At 33.7% G+C, this 17,980-nt stretch carries 17 protein-coding genes; 16 read left to right on the top strand and 1 reads right to left on the bottom strand.

Translation table 11 applies throughout. The annotated features are described in order from the left end of the window. The first annotated feature begins 206 nt into the window (after nt 1-206). Together KO464_06710 and KO464_06705 are read left to right on the top strand one after the other, a co-directional pair. Nucleotides 207-416: a hypothetical protein gene (locus tag KO464_06710; protein ID MCC7573063.1), complete on the top strand. Its 210-nt coding sequence runs from the start codon at nt 207-209 to the stop codon at nt 414-416. A gap of 57 nt (nt 417-473) precedes the next feature. Next, nucleotides 474-1,319: a hypothetical protein gene (locus KO464_06705; protein ID MCC7573062.1), complete on the top strand. Its 846-nt coding sequence runs from the start codon at nt 474-476 to the stop codon at nt 1,317-1,319. Between the two features lie 3 nt (nt 1,320-1,322). Here KO464_06705 and KO464_06700 read toward each other — a convergent pair whose 3' ends face one another. After that, nucleotides 1,323-1,541, bottom strand: coding sequence for a preprotein translocase subunit Sec61beta (locus tag KO464_06700; GenBank protein MCC7573061.1), 219 nt, complete (start codon nt 1,539-1,541; stop codon nt 1,323-1,325). A gap of 30 nt (nt 1,542-1,571) precedes the next feature. On the opposite strand from KO464_06700, the gene KO464_06695 reads away from it, so the two are divergent. The 14 genes from KO464_06695 to KO464_06630 all read left to right on the top strand — a co-directional run bounded on the left by KO464_06695 (nt 1,572) and on the right by KO464_06630 (nt 17,755). Beyond that, the gene (locus KO464_06695) at nt 1,572-2,417 is read left to right on the top strand and encodes a CBS domain-containing protein (GenBank protein MCC7573060.1); all 846 of its coding nucleotides are present in this window, start codon (nt 1,572-1,574) and stop codon (nt 2,415-2,417) included. Between the two features lie 67 nt (nt 2,418-2,484). Then, on the top strand, nt 2,485-2,778 hold the full coding sequence (gene gatC / locus KO464_06690) for an Asp-tRNA(Asn)/Glu-tRNA(Gln) amidotransferase subunit GatC (GenBank protein MCC7573059.1): 294 nt from the start codon (nt 2,485-2,487) through the stop codon (nt 2,776-2,778). A gap of 12 nt (nt 2,779-2,790) precedes the next feature. After that, complete coding sequence (gatA, locus tag KO464_06685; GenBank protein ID MCC7573058.1) at nt 2,791-4,209, top strand: Asp-tRNA(Asn)/Glu-tRNA(Gln) amidotransferase subunit GatA; 1,419 nt, start codon at nt 2,791-2,793, stop codon at nt 4,207-4,209. After that, entirely contained in the window at nt 4,210-5,610 is a 1,401-nt protein-coding gene (gene gatB / locus KO464_06680) for an Asp-tRNA(Asn)/Glu-tRNA(Gln) amidotransferase subunit GatB (GenBank protein MCC7573057.1), read from the top strand. Then, entirely contained in the window at nt 5,611-6,912 is a 1,302-nt protein-coding gene (gene aspS, locus KO464_06675) for an aspartate--tRNA(Asn) ligase (protein ID MCC7573056.1), read from the top strand. It abuts the gene before it with no gap. Nucleotides 6,913-7,025: 113 nt separating this feature from the next. Then, entirely contained in the window at nt 7,026-8,408 is a 1,383-nt protein-coding gene (thrC, locus tag KO464_06670; protein ID MCC7573055.1) for a threonine synthase, read from the top strand. A gap of 109 nt (nt 8,409-8,517) precedes the next feature. Further along, nucleotides 8,518-9,750: a coenzyme F420 hydrogenase subunit alpha gene (frhA, locus tag KO464_06665; protein ID MCC7573054.1), complete on the top strand. Its 1,233-nt coding sequence runs from the start codon at nt 8,518-8,520 to the stop codon at nt 9,748-9,750. Continuing rightward, nucleotides 9,750-10,226, top strand: coding sequence for a hydrogenase maturation protease (locus KO464_06660; GenBank protein MCC7573053.1), 477 nt, complete (start codon nt 9,750-9,752; stop codon nt 10,224-10,226). Before frhA ends, KO464_06660 begins: the two co-directional genes overlap by 1 nt. Continuing rightward, nucleotides 10,223-11,773 (top strand): Coenzyme F420 hydrogenase/dehydrogenase, beta subunit C-terminal domain, encoded by a 1,551-nt coding sequence (locus KO464_06655; protein MCC7573052.1) that lies wholly within the window; start codon nt 10,223-10,225, stop codon nt 11,771-11,773. The genes KO464_06660 and KO464_06655 overlap by 4 nt, the downstream gene beginning before the upstream one ends. Nucleotides 11,774-11,961: 188 nt before the next feature. Beyond that, nucleotides 11,962-14,070 (top strand): tetratricopeptide repeat protein, encoded by a 2,109-nt coding sequence (locus KO464_06650; protein ID MCC7573051.1) that lies wholly within the window; start codon nt 11,962-11,964, stop codon nt 14,068-14,070. Between the two features lie 37 nt (nt 14,071-14,107). Further along, complete coding sequence (locus tag KO464_06645) at nt 14,108-14,845, top strand: hypothetical protein (GenBank protein MCC7573050.1); 738 nt, start codon at nt 14,108-14,110, stop codon at nt 14,843-14,845. After that, nucleotides 14,846-16,504 (top strand): ATP-dependent DNA ligase, encoded by a 1,659-nt coding sequence (locus KO464_06640; GenBank protein MCC7573049.1) that lies wholly within the window; start codon nt 14,846-14,848, stop codon nt 16,502-16,504. It abuts the gene before it with no gap. A gap of 47 nt (nt 16,505-16,551) precedes the next feature. Beyond that, entirely contained in the window at nt 16,552-17,076 is a 525-nt protein-coding gene (locus KO464_06635; protein MCC7573048.1) for a biotin transporter BioY, read from the top strand. 148 nt (nt 17,077-17,224) lie between these two features. Further along, nucleotides 17,225-17,755, top strand: coding sequence for a TATA-box-binding protein (locus tag KO464_06630; protein MCC7573047.1), 531 nt, complete (start codon nt 17,225-17,227; stop codon nt 17,753-17,755). Nucleotides 17,756-17,980 lie beyond the last annotated feature (225 nt).

Below are 17,980 nucleotides of genomic sequence, written 5' to 3'. Positions count from 1 at the left end.
GAGTTTGAATCTTGATGTGCTTGAGACTCCAGAAATGGCATTTTACAGAAAGCTAGAATCTGGCAGTAATTTGCCAGATACTACCTAAAATAGGGGAGATTTTTTAATGAAAGGAAAAGGAAATAATTACAGGATAAGACAGACGAATATTAAAAACATAACATTAATAAGTATTTAATTATAGATACATAAAAAAAGGGAGTTCAATGAACGACGTTGATGAGATAAATCCAATAATTGATAACGTTGGAGAAAATACATTGGACAAAGCAATTAAAATTCTTTCTTTGAATTCTAAAGAAATCAAAATTGCAACAGGATTTTTCTTTATCAGTGGATTTAATATTATCCAAGAAGATTTACCTAAATTACGGGGGGCAAAAGGAATTATGTCCCACAGCCAAAATAAACCATAAGTTTAAATAATATATTCACATATAATTCTTATATTTTAATGATTAAAGAGGGATTTTATGGATGTTATGTCAGGTGCAGAAGGCCAGTTTACTAATAAGCTATTGGTAGATATATCCGGCACTATAAAAGGATTTGTTAAAAATGTTGACATTGAAATGGTGGAAGGTAAAATTCTTATTCATATGAAACTTGGCCAGAGTGCTGAAAGTTATGGTCTTTCTCGTTCCGAATCAAAACTTTTGAGATTTGAAACTAAGATCACTATAGTATCTGATGAAATTGTTTCTGTTGGAAAAGATTGCATTATTGTATCAAAGGGAAAACTTCCTCCTCTAGAAGAAATAAAAAAAGCGAAAATGTACAAGGCTGAAAACGACAGTTTAAAAATAAAGCTCAATGAAGTTAATGACGAACTTGAAAATTCTTTAAGAAAACTAAAGGTTTTGAAAGAAGATAAATCTGAGCTAGAATTCAAACTGAATAAAATGCTTAAAATGGAGGAAGAATTTAGCGAATTAAGACTGAAATGTGCAAAGCTAGAGGGAGAACTAGAGGGCTCCAGAAGATTTATACAAAAATTTGAAGATCAGAGTCCAGTAACAAAATCCTCTTCGTTCGTAACTCCTGAACCATCTTATAAACCGATTGAAGATGAGATAGAAGAAACATTAGATCTAGAAAAACAAGAACGATTTGATAATATAATGAAGGATGAATTTACCCTTTTTGGAGAAGAAGAGAAATTAGACAATGAATCAAATGAAAATAAGATAGAAGAAACAACTGTCTCTGTGGATGAAACATGCATTGATGGTAGCGAAAGACAAAACAATGAATATCTTAGTAAAGAAAATCCATTTAAAAAATTTAATAAAGAATACAAAAAAGATGAACATTTATAAATATTAGAAGCCTAAAAGTTCTGCCCCAAATATCTGTAATAGTACACCGGCGACTATCACAAGAAAACATATAACAACTACGATTTCAGGACGGATTTTTAATCCTCCTTCGTCCTCATCAAAATATCTGATGAGTCCAGCACCAGTTGCTGGCATTGCCCCTCCAGCAGCCTGCGGTTTTCTCTTTACCATGTAATCACTAACAAAAAAAAGTTTATCCATTATATAAATTTATCGTAATGAGGGAGTAAAATGACATTAGATGGGATTATAAAAAAGAATTTCTTAAAATTCACTATACCTAGTGATAGGGCTCTTGCAATTGAAACAATGAAAAAAAACGATATATCTGAACTAATTGCATTAAAAGAGGGCACTGATTCATTTCTTGGTATTATTAACATTAGTGATATACTCTCAAAACCAGAAGAAGAACAATTAGCCTTAATAATGAGGAGAGAAGTTCCACTAATAAATAGAAAAGATACCATTAAGCAAGCCATTTCATTGTTTTTAAGTGGAGATTTTTATTATCTTCCTGTAGTTGAAAATGGCAATGTTATTGGTACTATCTCATTAAAAGAAATACTTCCGTTAGTAAGTAAAAAATATAAAATCAATAGATCTATTTCTGAATTTATTGACCACAATAATTTTATGAGTGTTTGGGAAAAAACTCCCACATATATAGCTTCTAAAATAATGCTAAACTTCAAAGTATTTTTTCTTGGTGTTCTTGATGAAGAAGGCAAGTTTGTAGGATTATTGGACACTACAGATATGATCAGAGCAGGCGAGATAATAAGTGGCATTATAGAATCAGACGGAACAAAGGGCGAGTCTGGAGACGATTGGGATTGGAACTGGAAATCTTCAGTTTTGATTGGGACTAGTAATTTTTACTTGCCCAGTAAGCCAGTTTCAAACTACTTGAAAAAAGGATATTCAACAATTAATCAAAATTTACCAATATCTCAAGCAATTGAAATACTTCAAGAAGAGGGAACGAGATACATCGCTGTCATTGGAGATAATAATCTACTTATTGGTATCTTAAGAGATGTTGATATTCTTAAGGCTTTTAAAGGCTTAATCTAGCCATATTATAAGAGAAACATTTATATGCAATCTTAAGTCAACAACTTTAAATTTTGAAGGGGTAAAAATGGTAGAAACCATTATAGATGACCGTGTTATAGAGAGAGTTTCAGAAATTGCTAGATTAAAGCTTTCTGATAAAGAAAAAGAAAAATTCCGTGAAGAATTTGAGAGAATTCTTAAAGAATTTTCAATTATTGATGAGATTAAAGTCGGCGAAAAAGAGCTTTATTATGTAGTAGAAAATGTCAATGTTTTGAGAAAAGATTCAAAACCAAAATCCTTCAATAATATTGAGGGTATTAAAAACAACTTTAACAAAAAAGAAGACGATTTTATAGTTGTCCCAAGAAATCTTTGATTTAGTGATATCATGTTTACTAGAGACCTCATTAATGATTTATTATCAAAATCAGTTGAAGAACATCTTCATACTAAGATTGAAGAGATTGAAAAAAGAAACAGTGAAATTAACGCTTTTATTACTTTGAATATAGAAGAAGCCGAAAAATCTTCAAAGGAAATTCAAAAAAAAATTAATAATGGAACTCAAGGAAAACTCTCTGGCCTTATTGTTTCAATTAAAGATAATATTGCAGTTTCTAACCTAAAAATGACCTGCGGATCAAAAGTATTAGAGAATTATATATCCCCTTACGATGCTACAGTTACTAATCTGATTAAAAAGGAAGATGGGATAATCATCGGTAAGTGTAACATGGATGAGTTTGCATGCGGTTCAGATGGGACCTCTTCTTATTTTGGCCCAACAAAAAATCCTAAAAACACTGATTATGTGCCCGGAGGGAGTTCTTCGGGAAGCGCAGCTTCGGTAGCTGCAGATTTTTGTGATCTTTCTATTGGTAGTGATACAGGAGGTTCAATAAGATGCCCTGCAAGTTTTTGTGGTGTTTATGGATTTAAACCCAGCTATGGATTGGTATCTAGGTATGGACTTTCCGATATGGCCATGAGTTTGGAGGGTCCGGGACCTTTTGCAAAAGATACTTACGGGATAGCTCTTTTACTGGATGTCATAGCAGGAAAAGACCTTCGAGATACTGTAACAGTTGATAATAAAAAATCATACCTCAAATCAGTTGAAAACTTCAAAGATGATGATATAAAAAATATGAAAATTGCCTATGCTAAAGAGTTCTTTGAAGGTATTGATGAAAAAATAAAAAATATAATATTTGACAAGATTGGGCAACTTGAATCACAAGGTGCAATAATAGAAGAAGTTTCACTCCCAAACATAAAATATTCTATACCAATTTATTATTTAGTTGTTTTCAGCGAGTTTTCATCAGCAATGTCAAAATTTGATGGATTTAAATATGGATACTATGCCGGAGGACAAGATATCGTAGAAGCAGTTTCAAATACAAGGGAAACGTCGATGGGAACTGAAGTCAAGAGAAGGGTTCTACTTGGGACATTCATCACTATGGAAGAGTTTAAGGGTAGATGGTACACAAAAGCTCTCAAGGCAAGAAATGCTATTAAAGAAGATTTTAAACAAATTTTTAATTCATATGACCTTCTGATTGGGCCAACTATGCCCACACTCCCTTGGAAAATTGGAGATAGAATATCAGATCCTCTTGCCATGTATTCATCAGATATACTCACAGTTAGTGCCAATCTTGCAGGTATTTGCGCTTCAAGTCAACCTGTAGGCTTGGTAAAAGATCTCCCTGTTGGATTACAACTTCATGCCGATAGTCTATGCGAATCTAAATTATTGAAAGGGATGAGGGCAGTAGAAATTGCTTGTGGGGGAATGTAATTGCAGCTTCACGAAGAAAAATACAAAGATATAAATCTTAAGATTGGACTTGAAATACACGTCCAATTAAAAACAGATCAAAAAATTTTTTGTGAATGTTCAACAGATTATATTAATTTTCCTCCAAACAATAATATTTGCCCCATATGTACATCACAACCTGGATCAAAACCAATGGGGTTAAATGAAAAGGCCCTTGAAAATCTTTTAAAAATCGGATTATTCTTAGGATGCAAAGCTTATGAGAAACCATTTTATGTCCAAAGAAAACATTATTTTTATCCAGATTTACCATCAAATTATCAGAGAACATCTCAGCCTATCTTAGGAAACGGTAACTTCATGGGCGTTGAAATATGGGAAATTCATATAGAAGAAGACCCTGGAAGATATGAACTCAGAGAAGGTAAAGTTGACCTTAACAGATGCGGGGTCCCATTAGCAGAGATAGTTACTGCCCCCGATATAAAATCCCCCGAGTATGCCAGAGAGTTTTTGAGAGACCTTCTACTTTCTCTTGAATACTTAGGAGTCATAAGAGGGGAATCAGGCTCCATCAGGGCGGATGTTAATATTTCTATCATGGGTGGAAACAGAATTGAAATAAAAAATGTTAACTCTGTAAGAGGAGTATACAAGGCCTTGAAATATGAAATTGTAAGACAGAAGGCAGTTGTTCAGAGAGGTGGAACAATTTCAATGGAAACAAGACACTTTGACGAAGCAAGCATGATAACTAAAACCTTGAGAAAGAAGGAAACAGTTGCCGATTATAGATATATACCTGATCCAGATCTTGTTCCAATTTATGTTAGCCCAGAAATAATTAACGAAATTGAATCAATCCTGCCAGAATCGCCCCATAATAAAAAGAAGAGATTTATGGAAGAGTATCTGCTAGGAGAGGAGCTCGTTGATTCTTTAATATCTGACCTTTATTTATCCGATTTATTTGAAGAATCAGCAAAGAATTCAAATTCACTTGAAGCTGGTAAGTGGTGTGCAACTGAGGTTAAAAGAAGATTAAATGAGAAAAACTTATCCGTATCTACATCAAAGATTACCGCTAAACACATATCAGACATGATAGGTTATATTGAAAGAGGGGAACTTTCTGTAAAAAATGCTAAGTGGATCATAGAAGATGCTGTTGATACCGGCGAAGAAATACCCATCCTTATGGATAAAAAGAATTTTTATCAGATAAGTTCTGAAGATACCCTAAATAAAATAATAGAAAAAGTTTTAGGGGACAATCCAAAAGCTGTTTTAGACTTCAAATCTGGAAATGAAAATGCATTACACTTTTTATTTGGTAAAGTTGTTAATGAAACAGAAGGCAGGGCTGAACCTTCTAAAACAATAAAATTACTAAAAGATAAATTATGCACGGTGGCCTAAATGCTCAAAAGAACATGTTATTCAGATAATTTAAAAGATGGTGAGGAGGTAGTCCTCGCTGGCTGGGTCCACGAGAGAAGGGATCTTGGTGGAATTAAATTTATTTTGTTACGGGACAGAGGAGGAATTTCTCAGATTACAGCTCCTAAAAAGAAAGTTTCTGAAGAGATTTTTAAATCAATGGATTCTTTAGGGAGGGAATGGGTAATTGCAGTCAAGGGAACTGTAAAATCGTCACCCCAAGCTCCAGGAGGTCTTGAGGTAATACCTAGTGAGATTGAAGTAATCAATATGGCAGAGCCAAGCCTTCCACTTGATCCTTCAGAGAAAGTTGATGCGGATATAGATACAAGACTTGATAACCGATTCATGGATATAAGAAAACCAAGAGTAACTGCCATTTTTAAGATAAGAAGTGAATTATTAAGGGCTGCAAGAGAATATCTTTTGAGTCAGTCCTTTATAGAAATTCAGACCCCTAAGATAAGTGCGTCAGGAACAGAAGGAGGAACTGAACTTTTTCCAATTTCATATTTTGAAAGAGAAGCTTTTCTAGCACAGTCACCTCAGTTATACAAGCAGACCATGATGGCTACCGGCATGGACAGGGTCTTTGAGATGGCCCACTATTTCAGAGCCGAAGAGTCCAATACAAGAAGACATCTATCTGAGTCAGACGCGGTAGACATTGAGATGTCGTTTATAGAAAATGAAGAAGACGTGATGTATATACTTGAGAATTTAGTTTCTCACATATTAAAATGTGTCAATGATAATAATAAGGACGAACTTTCTTTATTAGGGATTGAAGTAAATATTCCTTCTACGCCTTTTAGGAGGGTCAAATATGATGAAGCAATTTCTCTTCTCCAAGAAAGTGGGTTTAATGTTCACCACGGCGAAGATTTAGGTACAGAATCAGAAAAAGCATTGGGAAACATTGTAAAGGAAAAATATGGGGATGACCTTTACTTCTTGACAAAATATCCACTTTCAACTAAACCATTTTATACTAATTTTGACGATGAAATAGCAAGAGCATTCGATCTTGACTACAAAGGCGTTGAAATAAGTTCAGGTGGCCAAAGGATCCATAATGTAGATGTTCTTAAAACGAGAATAAAAGAAAAAGGGCTTCCCGTAACTTCTTTTGAAGCATATCTCAAACCTTTTAGATTTGGGATGCCACCTCATGGCGGATTTGGTCTTGGTATAGATAGACTAATAATGCAGATGTTAAATCTTGAGAATATACGAGAAGGAGTTTTATTCCCTCACGATAGAAGAAGACTTGAACCATAAAGATTTTTTATTTATTTTTATTATCTTTAAACATTCAACTTTTTCTGTTATTTTTAAATCTCTTTTCCACCGTCTGAATAAAGTTTATAAATTCTATTGAAAAAGTATGATTTATGGGTGGAATTAAGTATTATAGCACTAATAGGAATATCAATGAGGCCGGATTTGTACCCTTTAAAGGCCTTGTGAGTTTTAAAGATGCACTTATTATGGGGCAAGCTCCTGATGCAGGATTGTTCATGCCTGAGAGAATACCAAATATTTCAAAAGGAGATCTCGAAGATCTAAGGGGAAAGAGATACTTTGAAGTAGCACATGCAATTTTAGAGAAATTTCTTTATGCTGATATAGACTCTGATCATCTTCTTAAATTATGTAAAGAAGCATACAATTTTAGAGTGCCTATTGAAAAAGTCCACGATAGGAATTATGTTCTAAGGCTAGATCAAGGACCAACCGCTTCATTTAAAGATTTTGCAGCAAGAATGATGGCGCGGCTTATGGGGGCCTTAAAAGATGATAAAAAAATATTGAATATCCTTGTTGCAACTTCTGGGGACACCGGCAGTGCAGTCGGTGAAGCTTTCAAGGGAGTAAAAGGTATTAATGTATTTATTTTATATCCTGAGGGTGAAGTATCTGGCAGACAAAAAAAACAACTTGATACAATAGGAAACAACGTAACAACACTAGCTGTTGATGGAAAATTTGACGATTGTCAAAATCTCGTAAAAATGGCATTTCAGGACAAGGATTTAGTAAATTTGAATCTAACATCTGCAAATTCGATTAACATAGGAAGAATATTGCCACAAATGGTATATTATTTTTATTCATATCTTGAAAAATCAGAAGAAGGCGAAAAAGTCCTAATTTCCGTTCCTTCAGGTAACTTTGGCAATTCTCTTGGATGTGAATTTGGAAGAAGGATGGGATTGCCTCTTCATAAACTTATAATGGCAGTAAATGAAAATGATGAATTTCCTATTTATCTAAATAATGGAAATTATCAGAAATTATCTTCATCAAAAGCTTGTATATCAAGTGCAATGAATGTAGGACATCCTTCAAATCTGGCTCGGTTTTTTGAATTGTATGGGGGAACTGTTGATAAATCAGGTAAAGTTCACAAATATCCTGATATTAAAAAAATGAAAACAAACATATTTTCAGTAAGTATATCTGACCAAAAAACAAGAGATACAATAAAGAGCGTCTATGAAAAATATAATGTAGTTTTAGAGCCACACGGCGCTGTTGGTTGGGCCGGACTTGAATTGTATTTGAGAGCCAATGGAGACTATCCATTATGTATCTCTTTAGAAACAGCACATCCTGCAAAGTTCCCTGAAGAAATAAAAACACTTCTAGGCTTTGAACCAAAACTACCAGAATCAATGAAAGATGTAGACGGCAGACGTGGATGCCCAATACGCATAGAAAACGACTATCTAAAATTAAAAAAATTTTTGGAATCTAGACTAGAAAACAAGTAATATCCGAATATTTTTGCTCTCATTGTGTAATAATCAAAATTTTTATTTTTTATTACCGCAATATTTAAATGTATATAAATACAAAGAATAATTATTATGGAGGAATAATATGGAGAACACGGGGGAGAGGATTGTGAACCTTGACCCAACAACTAGGCACGAGGGGCATGCAAAACTTGTCCTGCATGTGGATGAAGAGGGAATAGTTGAAAGAGCATATTTTATCTCAACGACAATGGTAAGAAGTTTTGAATCATTGACTTTGGGTAGAACTTATGAGTTTACTCCAAGAGCTTCAATGAGGATATGTGGATTATGTCCAGTATCTCATGCTGAAGCATCATGCCAAGCACTAGAAGACGCATTTGGACTTGAAATACCCCAAGACGCATTAATATTAAGAGAAATTTTAGGTCTTGCAAGTAAGATGCAAGATCATGCACTTCATCAATTTCTAATTCTTAATGACTTAGTAGACGATGAAAAAATTAAGAAAGATTCAATAGAGAGAATTCAAGAACTGAGAAGAATTGGGCAAAAAATGAAGGATATTGTGGGGGGAGAGGCAATTCATCCTTCCAATTACTGTGTAGGTGGATTTAATACAAATATAAGCCAAAGGGCAGCAGCAAGTTTGTATAGACTTGTCAGAAAATATGAGAAAAATGCACACCTACAAAAAGACTTATTTATTGAATCAATAGAAAAGAAACTTGAAAATTTACCAAATAACATTGGGATATATAATTCCAGTATTCTGGCCACACACATGACATATGGCGATCGAAAAGAGATCAACATTGAGGCAATAAGAGAAGTAATACCTTCTAGATTTTACGGAAAAGAGGAAGAAGGCAGAATGACCAATACAATGATTCCTCTCTATTATGGTGAAACAGTTGAAACAGGGCCAAGAGCAAGATTTATCAAATTCAAAAGATTTTCTGGCGATTCTGCACTTTATATCAATGTTGCAAGAGCAAGAGAAATGTTAGTTATGGCATATAGAGCCGAAGAACTATTGGATCAATTAGATGTCAATGGTAAGACAAAACCGGATCACATTATCGTTAAAGAAGGTGAGGGTGTAGGGGTATATGAAGCTCCAAGAGGAACTTTAATACATACAGCAAAAACTGACCATAACGGAATAATGAGGGACTACAAAATAATATCTCCCACAACTTGGAATATTCCAACTATAGGTAAAGCTATAGAGGGTTCGCCTCAGGAATATGCCGAAGTCATCATGAGATCATATGATCCATGTCTTGATTGTGCAACTCACTGCATAATTGTTAAAGATATTGATGGAAAGATCATTGAAAGGAGGTATTTATAATGGAATACTTAGGCAAGGAGACTCTAATATTGGGTTGCGGTAATCCTCTTTTTGGCGACGACGGATTTGGTCCAGAATTTATAAGAAAACTCAAAGATGAGAAAATTGAGAATAGATTTACCAATCTTGTAGTAATAGATTGTGGTTCTGGAATATCGCCTTTTCTAAATCTAATCAACTCTTCAAAACATAAAATAAAAAATCTTTATATAATAGACTCTGGGAATTTTAACGGAAAACTAGGAGACATATTAATTTTAGATGGGAAAGAAATAGCTTCTCAAGATTTCATAAAATCTTCACATAGTATGAATGTTTCGCATGAAATAAATAGATTTTCATCTAATGTTAAATTAGTATTAGTTCAGGGCAAAGTAGATCCAAACAGCATGGGTATCGAGATGAATGAAGAAGTTCGAAATGCTATTGGCAAAGTTCAAAATATTATTATAAGTTTTATGGGGGGGTCACAGTGAAGCCAAAGATCGGTGTATTCCAATTAGCATCATGTTCTGGCTGTCTGTTGTCTCATCTAGATACTGGAAAGATAACTGAATTTCTCAATGATTATGATGTAAAATACTACCCATTAGTAATGGACGCTCGAGAAATACCTGACGAATTAGATTTGGCCGTATTTGAAGGCGCAGTAGGAATCATTGAAAAAGGCAATATGAAACTTGTAACAGAAATAAGGCAAAGATCAAAAAAAGTTGCGGCACTAGGCGCATGTGCTGTAACGACAGGAATACTAATGCACTCAGCCGGAAATCAAATGCCTACGCCAGAAACAGATGCATTTTTACCAATTAGTGAATTGGTAAAAGTGGATTACGCCATACCTGGATGTCCTCCTAGCGCCGAAATTATAGAAAAATTTTACGATGCGTTTTTGCGAAACGATGAGAAATATCTCCAAGTTTTTACTAACATTGAAGAGAATTCAGAGATTAATATTAGGTACATAACCCAAAGAGCTCTTTGTATTTCATGTGGTCTTTGCACGGCAGTATGCCCTACATTGGCATTATCCGACATAGAAGGAAAACCAGTATTAAGGGACGAGATATGCGTGAAATGCGGAGAATGCAGATTTCAATGTCCAAGAAGCTACATGCCGCTTGATTACATAAATGAAACTGTCTTTAAAGATGAAAGTACATCCATCGATGAATATCTTGGGAGATATATGTCAGTTTATACAGTAAGGGCCACCAATCCAGAAATATTAAAAACTGCTCAAAGTGGTGGAACTACAACAGCACTGATGCATTATTGTCTTGACTCTAGAATCATTGACGGTATTTTAACTGGGGGGAAAGACAAAGAAAAATATTGGCTTGCAAGGTCTGCACTTGTAACAAATTATGATGAGCTCATTGAAACAACAGGAACAACGTACAATCTTTCCCCAACATTGAACATACTAAAAGATGCCGCAACTTCAAACTATCTCAAAAATATAGCTATAGTTGGGCTTCCATGTGTCCATCAAGCAGTAAGAAAACTTGAGATATACCCGTTATCTCTTAGAAGCGTAGCTGAAAAAATTTCACTTAGATTAGGATTATTTTGTACCCACAACTTCAGATACAATGCAATGATAAAGATGATGGAAGAGCTGGGCGAAATAAGGGCTGAAGATACATATAAAGTTGACATTGGTGCAGGTAATTATGTTATTTACTCAGTTTCAGGAGATATCCAAAAGATACCTATTGATGTAGTCAGAGAATATGAACAAGAAAGCTGTTCAATCTGTACAGACTTTACTGCAGAACTCTCCGACATATCTATTGGATCAATTGGCGCTCCAGAGGGGTGGAATACTGTAATAGTGCGAACTAAAACAGGTCAAAAAGCATTTGAAGCTGCGGCCAAAGAAGGATATCTCGAAATTGGGAAAGAAGGCAAGATACCAGTTGATATAGAGATAGTAAAAAAACTTTCAAAGATTAAAAAGAACAGAAGCAAAAAGAAACTAGAAAACAGAAAGAAGTACAATCTAAAAGTTCCATTTTAGGTTATTTTCATCTCATTAAAAAAATAGTTTTTTATTTTTAGTATTGCTTAACAATATCTAATTTCTAATTTTCACATTGTCTAATATTTTTAGCGAAAACTTTATATATTAGTATAGCAATAATAATTAATAATAGTGTTATTAAGACTTATCAGTAGATGAAAATTTGAGGGCATTAGGATATGAATATGGCTAAAATAAAATTTTTAAATATTCAAAAATCAAAAGTCGTTCCTATATTTTTTATATTATTGGTACTCTTATCTGTTATTTCTGCTTCCGAAATGTCCTTGAAATTCTCAAATAAACCTAAGGGCGATATGATAATGTCTATGAGACTAATCGATCATTCTCAAGACTCAGTTGGTAAACTTCTTGTTACAACTGGATTCAAAAGAGGTGAGCCATATGAGAATGGGTACATTTATCTTTTCAATTATAATGGCCAGATTATATGGAATAAAGAAATAGGAAATGTTGACAGCACTATGGCTTCAATAAGAGATTCACTTCCAAGTCCTCCAGATCCAAATAATACAAAATTCTACCCAAAAGATGCGTATGGGGTAGATTTTAACGGAAATGGGCAAAAAGATATTTTGTTATTGACAGAATCACATTTTTATATTCTTACTGAACAAGGTATGGCTAAAGAATATTTCAAGTCTGTTCCAGTAAGTGAAATCAAATGGGCAGATGTATTTGGCGATGGTAAAGAAGTGGCCCTTATAGCAGGAGTTAATGCTAGCATGATAAATTATGATGGATATACATACGATTTCTCTACCATTGCAAAAACACTAAAACCAATTAATAGTATCACTTCTGCAAATCTTGATTCAGATATAGAAAGAGAGATCATCATTGGAGGGTCAAATATTACTGGTGAAGGAAATATTTCTGTTTATGATTATAACTCTTCAGCAGGCACTTGGGAGATGATTCATACTTATAGTACTGGTGCAGGAATGGACATAAAGAAAGTCGTAGCTGTAAATCTTGACAATGGAAGTGATTACCAAGTTGGCGATGAAAAAATAGAGATTATTGCACTATCTGAAAAATATGTATATTGTTTTCATGTAAAAGAATCCTCTAATACCCTCCATCTTTTGTGGCTTTATCCAATTAAACAAGGCTCAGATATAAAAGTTGCAAATATTCTTGGAGACGGAAATCTTGAAGTAATTGCGGCTGGAGAGAAAGTATATGTGCTTGATAAGACTGGGGCAAAAATATGGGAAAGTAATCTTGGGAAGGCAATAACTAATGTACATTCATCTGACCTTAACGAAGATGGTTATGGGGAAATTGTCGCAGGGTCTTCAGCCACATATAGATTTAACAAGGCCTATGGTGAAATATTCTTATTGGATGGTCTTGGACATCTTCTATGGAACTCTAATGATAATTATATGACTGAATATGTAGTGATTAAGGACATGGATCACAATGGAACTCTGGATATAGTAATAGCCGATTATGCCAATGTTATTTCAGCGTATGAAAACATGGTGGGCATAAATAAGGCTGATATGTATTTCAGTCAGGCTTTAGGATCATTTAATAGTGAAAATTATAGAGATGCGCTAGTATACTTTAAAATAGCAAGAGAAGAATATAGAAAAGATAAAAATACAAACAAAGTTCTAGAAGCTGATGATTACATTCAAAAATGTGAACTATTTCTGAATACAGGTTCTTCTTATGAGATGGGATTATATTTCTTTGATATGGGAGAATATCAGAAGTCCATACTATATTTTGAGGATTCAAAAAAAGCGTCTTTAAATAAACAAGACTTTGATGCAGCATTAAAATCTGGCGAGATGATCGAAAAGGCAACTAGATACATAGAAGCTCAGAATTATCTTAATGAGGCCAATAAATATATGTCTGAAGAAAATTTAGACAAGGCCCGTTCTAGTTATAACACTGCTCTTGATATTTACCAGAGATTAGGAGATAATCAAAAAATAAATTTAATTCAGAGCAATATGCTAAAAATTGATAATTATAAGAAGGCCATGGATTATTTCAACATTGGAAAGAACTACTTTTCCTCAAATGACTTCCAGAATGCAAAATCATACTTCCAAAAAGCAAGCGCTGAGTTCAATAATCTTAATAATGTGAAAAAAGTAGCTTCATGTGAAGATTATATATCTAAATGTAATCAACTTCTTGAATCATCTAAAGGGTTAAGTTCTGTGAATAATATCCTTCTGTATGGGGGAATTTTATTAGGTTTCTTGCTTTTGATAGTATTACTGCTATTTTTCCTTCTACTTAAGTGACCAAAACGTTTTTTAATCAATAGTTTGTGTTCTGATTATGCCCAAACTATCCTTAAAAGAGGTTTTTTCTGTTTCAAGCCAGAGTCTCAATATCCAGTTATTCTTACCTTTTGTCATCCCGACACTATTTTATATCCTTACAACTTCATATCTTTTTGAATATCTCGGAGAAAGCCTTCTATTATTCCAAAAAGGTGGTGATGCTCTCGGATTTGTTTATAGGTGGTCTGTATTTATCTTAATTGCATTATTGATTTATTTAATTCTCATGGTATTTGCATTTAATCTTTCTTCAATCTTGTTGAGAGACTTTGTAACTAGCGGTAAAAAAGACTATTCAAGTTCAATAAAAGAGGCATATTATAAAATATTCAAAGTCCTTCTTGCCAATATAATGGCGTTTATCATTTTTTTAACAGGCATTTTATTTTATGCCATACATCCTATCTTGGTATTTATGGGCTTCTTTTTGGCGCCTTTTCTCTACTTTACATCTCCTTCAATAATAATAGATAACTTGTCGCCCTTTAAAGCAATAAAGAATAGCTTGTTATTATCTTTGCATTATACAATGCCTTCCTTAATTTTGTTTGTCTATTCATTTTTTGTGTTAGCTGCTATTCCTCTAGCTATTTCATATCTTCTATACTTATTCTTTTCACCCGACTTATTAGGAAAATTTATTATATATGGAATTCCAATAATAGAAATGATATTTGCAACATATATTACCATATTGGGAACTGTTTCATATCTTAATTACAGAGGGTATTAAATGCTCTACAAAGAGCTTGTCGATGTCTATGAAGAATTAACTTCAACTTCCTCTAAACTTGAGAAGAGGGATATTTTATCGGATTTCTTTTTAGTAGTTCCTGAAGAAATTCTACCTTTTGTAACTGGACTATTGGCCGGCTATGTTTTTCCCAAATGGACTGAAAAAGAGCTGGGAATAGGCCCAAAACTTTTAATGAAAGTTATTTCTAAGATAACGGGAATAAATGAAGAAATAGTCGAAAAATTCATATATTCTTCTGGAGATTTTGGCGAAGGAATTGAAAAAGCCATATCACAAAAAAAACAACAAACATTCTTTGATATTAAAATTGAAATAACTTATCTTATGGATCTTTTTGAAAAAGTATCTGCCTACGGGGGGAAGGGATCACAGGAAAAAAAAATCAAATATCTATCTGAACTCTTTTCAGCAGCATCGCCAATTGAGGCAAGATATTTGGCTAAGACAATTCTTGAACAAATGAGGACTGGGGCCGCCGAAGGGATAATCATCGATGCAATTTCAAAATTTTCAGGAATTCCAAAAAAAGATGTTGAAAAAGCGTATTTATTGACAAACGATTTAGGGTTAATAGCGCTTTATTCTAAAAAAGGAATAGAAGAACTCTCTAAACTGAACGTGACTGTGGGCCGACCCTTAAAACCTATGCTTGCCCAAATAGGGGGCTCTATTGATTCAGCTCTAAAAGATATAGAGGAACCAGAAATGGAAGTTAAGTACGATGGAGCAAGAATACAGGTGCACAAATCTGGAGATACAATTAAAATATTCTCTAGGCGTTTAGAAAATATTACTGATGCACTACCAGAAGTATTATCTGAACTAAAAATGACTTTACTGCCTGAGAATATAATATGTGAGGGGGAAGTAGTTGCATACAAGGATGGAAAGATTGCCCCCTTTCAATATGTTTTAAGAAGATTAAGGAGAAAATATCAAATTGCAGAGTTATCTGAAAAAATACCTTTGAAGCTTTTTCTTTTCGACTGTCTTTTCATTGAAAATAAATCTCTAATAGATTTAACACTAAAAGAGAGAAGAAACATTTTAGTTTCATCAATAAAGGAATCTGAAATTGTAAAAATTGCCGATAATAAAGTATCAAAAGATCCTTTAGAAATAAAGGATTTTTACAATAAATCTATTAACGATGGTCACGAAGGCATCATGATAAAGGATTACTTATCTCAATACCAACCTGGTGCTAGAGGGAAAAAATGGTTAAAAATTAAACGTACATTGGAAACATTGGATTTAGTCATAATAGGTGCTGAATGGGGAGAAGGGCGAAGAAAAAAATGGCTTTCATCTCTGCTTCTTGGTATACGAGATGACGAAGGTAACTTTTTAACAATAGGTAAAGTGGCAACAGGTCTCTCTGATGAACTTTTTACAGAGATTACAGAGCAACTGACACCATTAATCTTGGAAGAAAAAGGTAAAACAGTAACTTTAATTCCAAAAATAGTTGTTGAAGTACTCTACGATGAAATGCAACATTCTCCTAAATACGAAAGTGGATTTGCCCTTAGATTTCCCAGATTATTAAGGATAAGAGATGACAAAGACGCTTATGATTCCGATACAATATCAAGGGCGTATGAGATCTATGAATCCCAAGAGAAAACTTTTTAAATAGATTGTAAACTTTTTAAATACCTAAGTTTACAATAGGTGTTTTAATGATAAAATCAAAAGAACTTTCTCTTGTCGCACTGTTTGCAGCACTCACTGCAGTTGGCGGATTTATTTCAATTCCGTTTTACCCAGTACCCTTGACTCTCCAAGTGTTTTTTGTTTTGCTCTCTGGTGCACTCTTAGGAAAAAAATTAGGCGCATTAAGTCAGATAGTATATCTTGGGCTAGGCTCTATAGGAGCTCCAGTTTTCCACAATTTTACTGGAGGAATTGGAATTTTATTGGGGCCAACTGGAGGTTTCCTATTTGGATTCATTCCAGGTGCTTTTGTGGCCGGATTATTATATGAAAAATTCAAAGATAACAATTTACGTTTCTCGGGACTTGTTTTATCTTTAGTTCCAATATATTTAATAGGAATTCTTTGGCTCTCATTTGTTACGGGGCTTTCATTAGAAAAGGCCATTCTTATAGGTGGAATTCCATTTATTCCTGGGGACTTTGCAAAATCTATAGTTGTATTTCTAGTTGAAAAAAAAGTCAAAAATTATCTCAAATTTAATATTTGAATTATTATTTTTTCATTTTATGTCTCCATTTTTGGAGGAAAGGCCATATTACACAACTTTTATAAATACATTTATAAATTACTCCTTATAAAATATATTATAATCTTGGAGGTATTCTTTGTCCGAATCTAAATTAAGTAAGTATAAAATGACCGTCCAAAATGTTGTTACTTCTGCTAACTTATTTAATAGAATTGACCTAGTTAAAGCCGCAAGTTCTCTAGATAATATCGAATATGAGCCAGAACAGTTTCCCGGAATGGTAATCAGGCTGGACGAACCAAAAACTGCAACTTTAGTCTTTGGCAGTGGAAAGCTTGTGTGTACAGGGGCCAAATCCCCCGAAGAATCTAGGAGAGCTATATTCAAAATAATAGAAATCTTGAGAGATTACGGCACTCCAATGGAAAAAGAGCCAGATATTGTTGTACAAAATATCGTAGCATCTGGCGATCTTGAAATGAAACTAAACTTAGATGATATTATATTGACCCTTCCAAATTGTGAATATGAACCCGAGCAGTTTCCAGGATTGATATACAGATTGAAAGAACCAAAGGTAGTACTTCTACTTTTTGGCAGTGGTAAAGTTGTTTGCACAGGCGCAAAATCTGAAGAAGACGTTATCAAAGCAATTGAAAGAGTTAAGAAATCTTTGATTGAAGAAGGTTTAGCATAATTTAAACTACTGCTATTATTTTACTTTATATCTACTATTTATAAAAAATAATTATTTTTGGCATAAAGAATCCAATTAAATATCTGCATGGTTGAATAATTGTGGTTCAGTGGAAATGGGGGTATTTTTTTCGCCATATTTTTTCCTACACTTCAAATTTTTCTCATAATTCTTGCCTTCTTAGCAAGAATTTTTGACAGCGCTATAAAGGATAAACTTTAACAT

The sequence above is a fragment of the Methanofastidiosum sp. genome (assembly GCA_020854815.1).
Classification (GTDB): Archaea; Methanobacteriota_B; Thermococci; order Methanofastidiosales; family Methanofastidiosaceae; genus Methanofastidiosum.
Note: the sequence above shows the minus strand (reverse complement) of the source record. Positions and strands in the feature narration are given on the sequence as shown.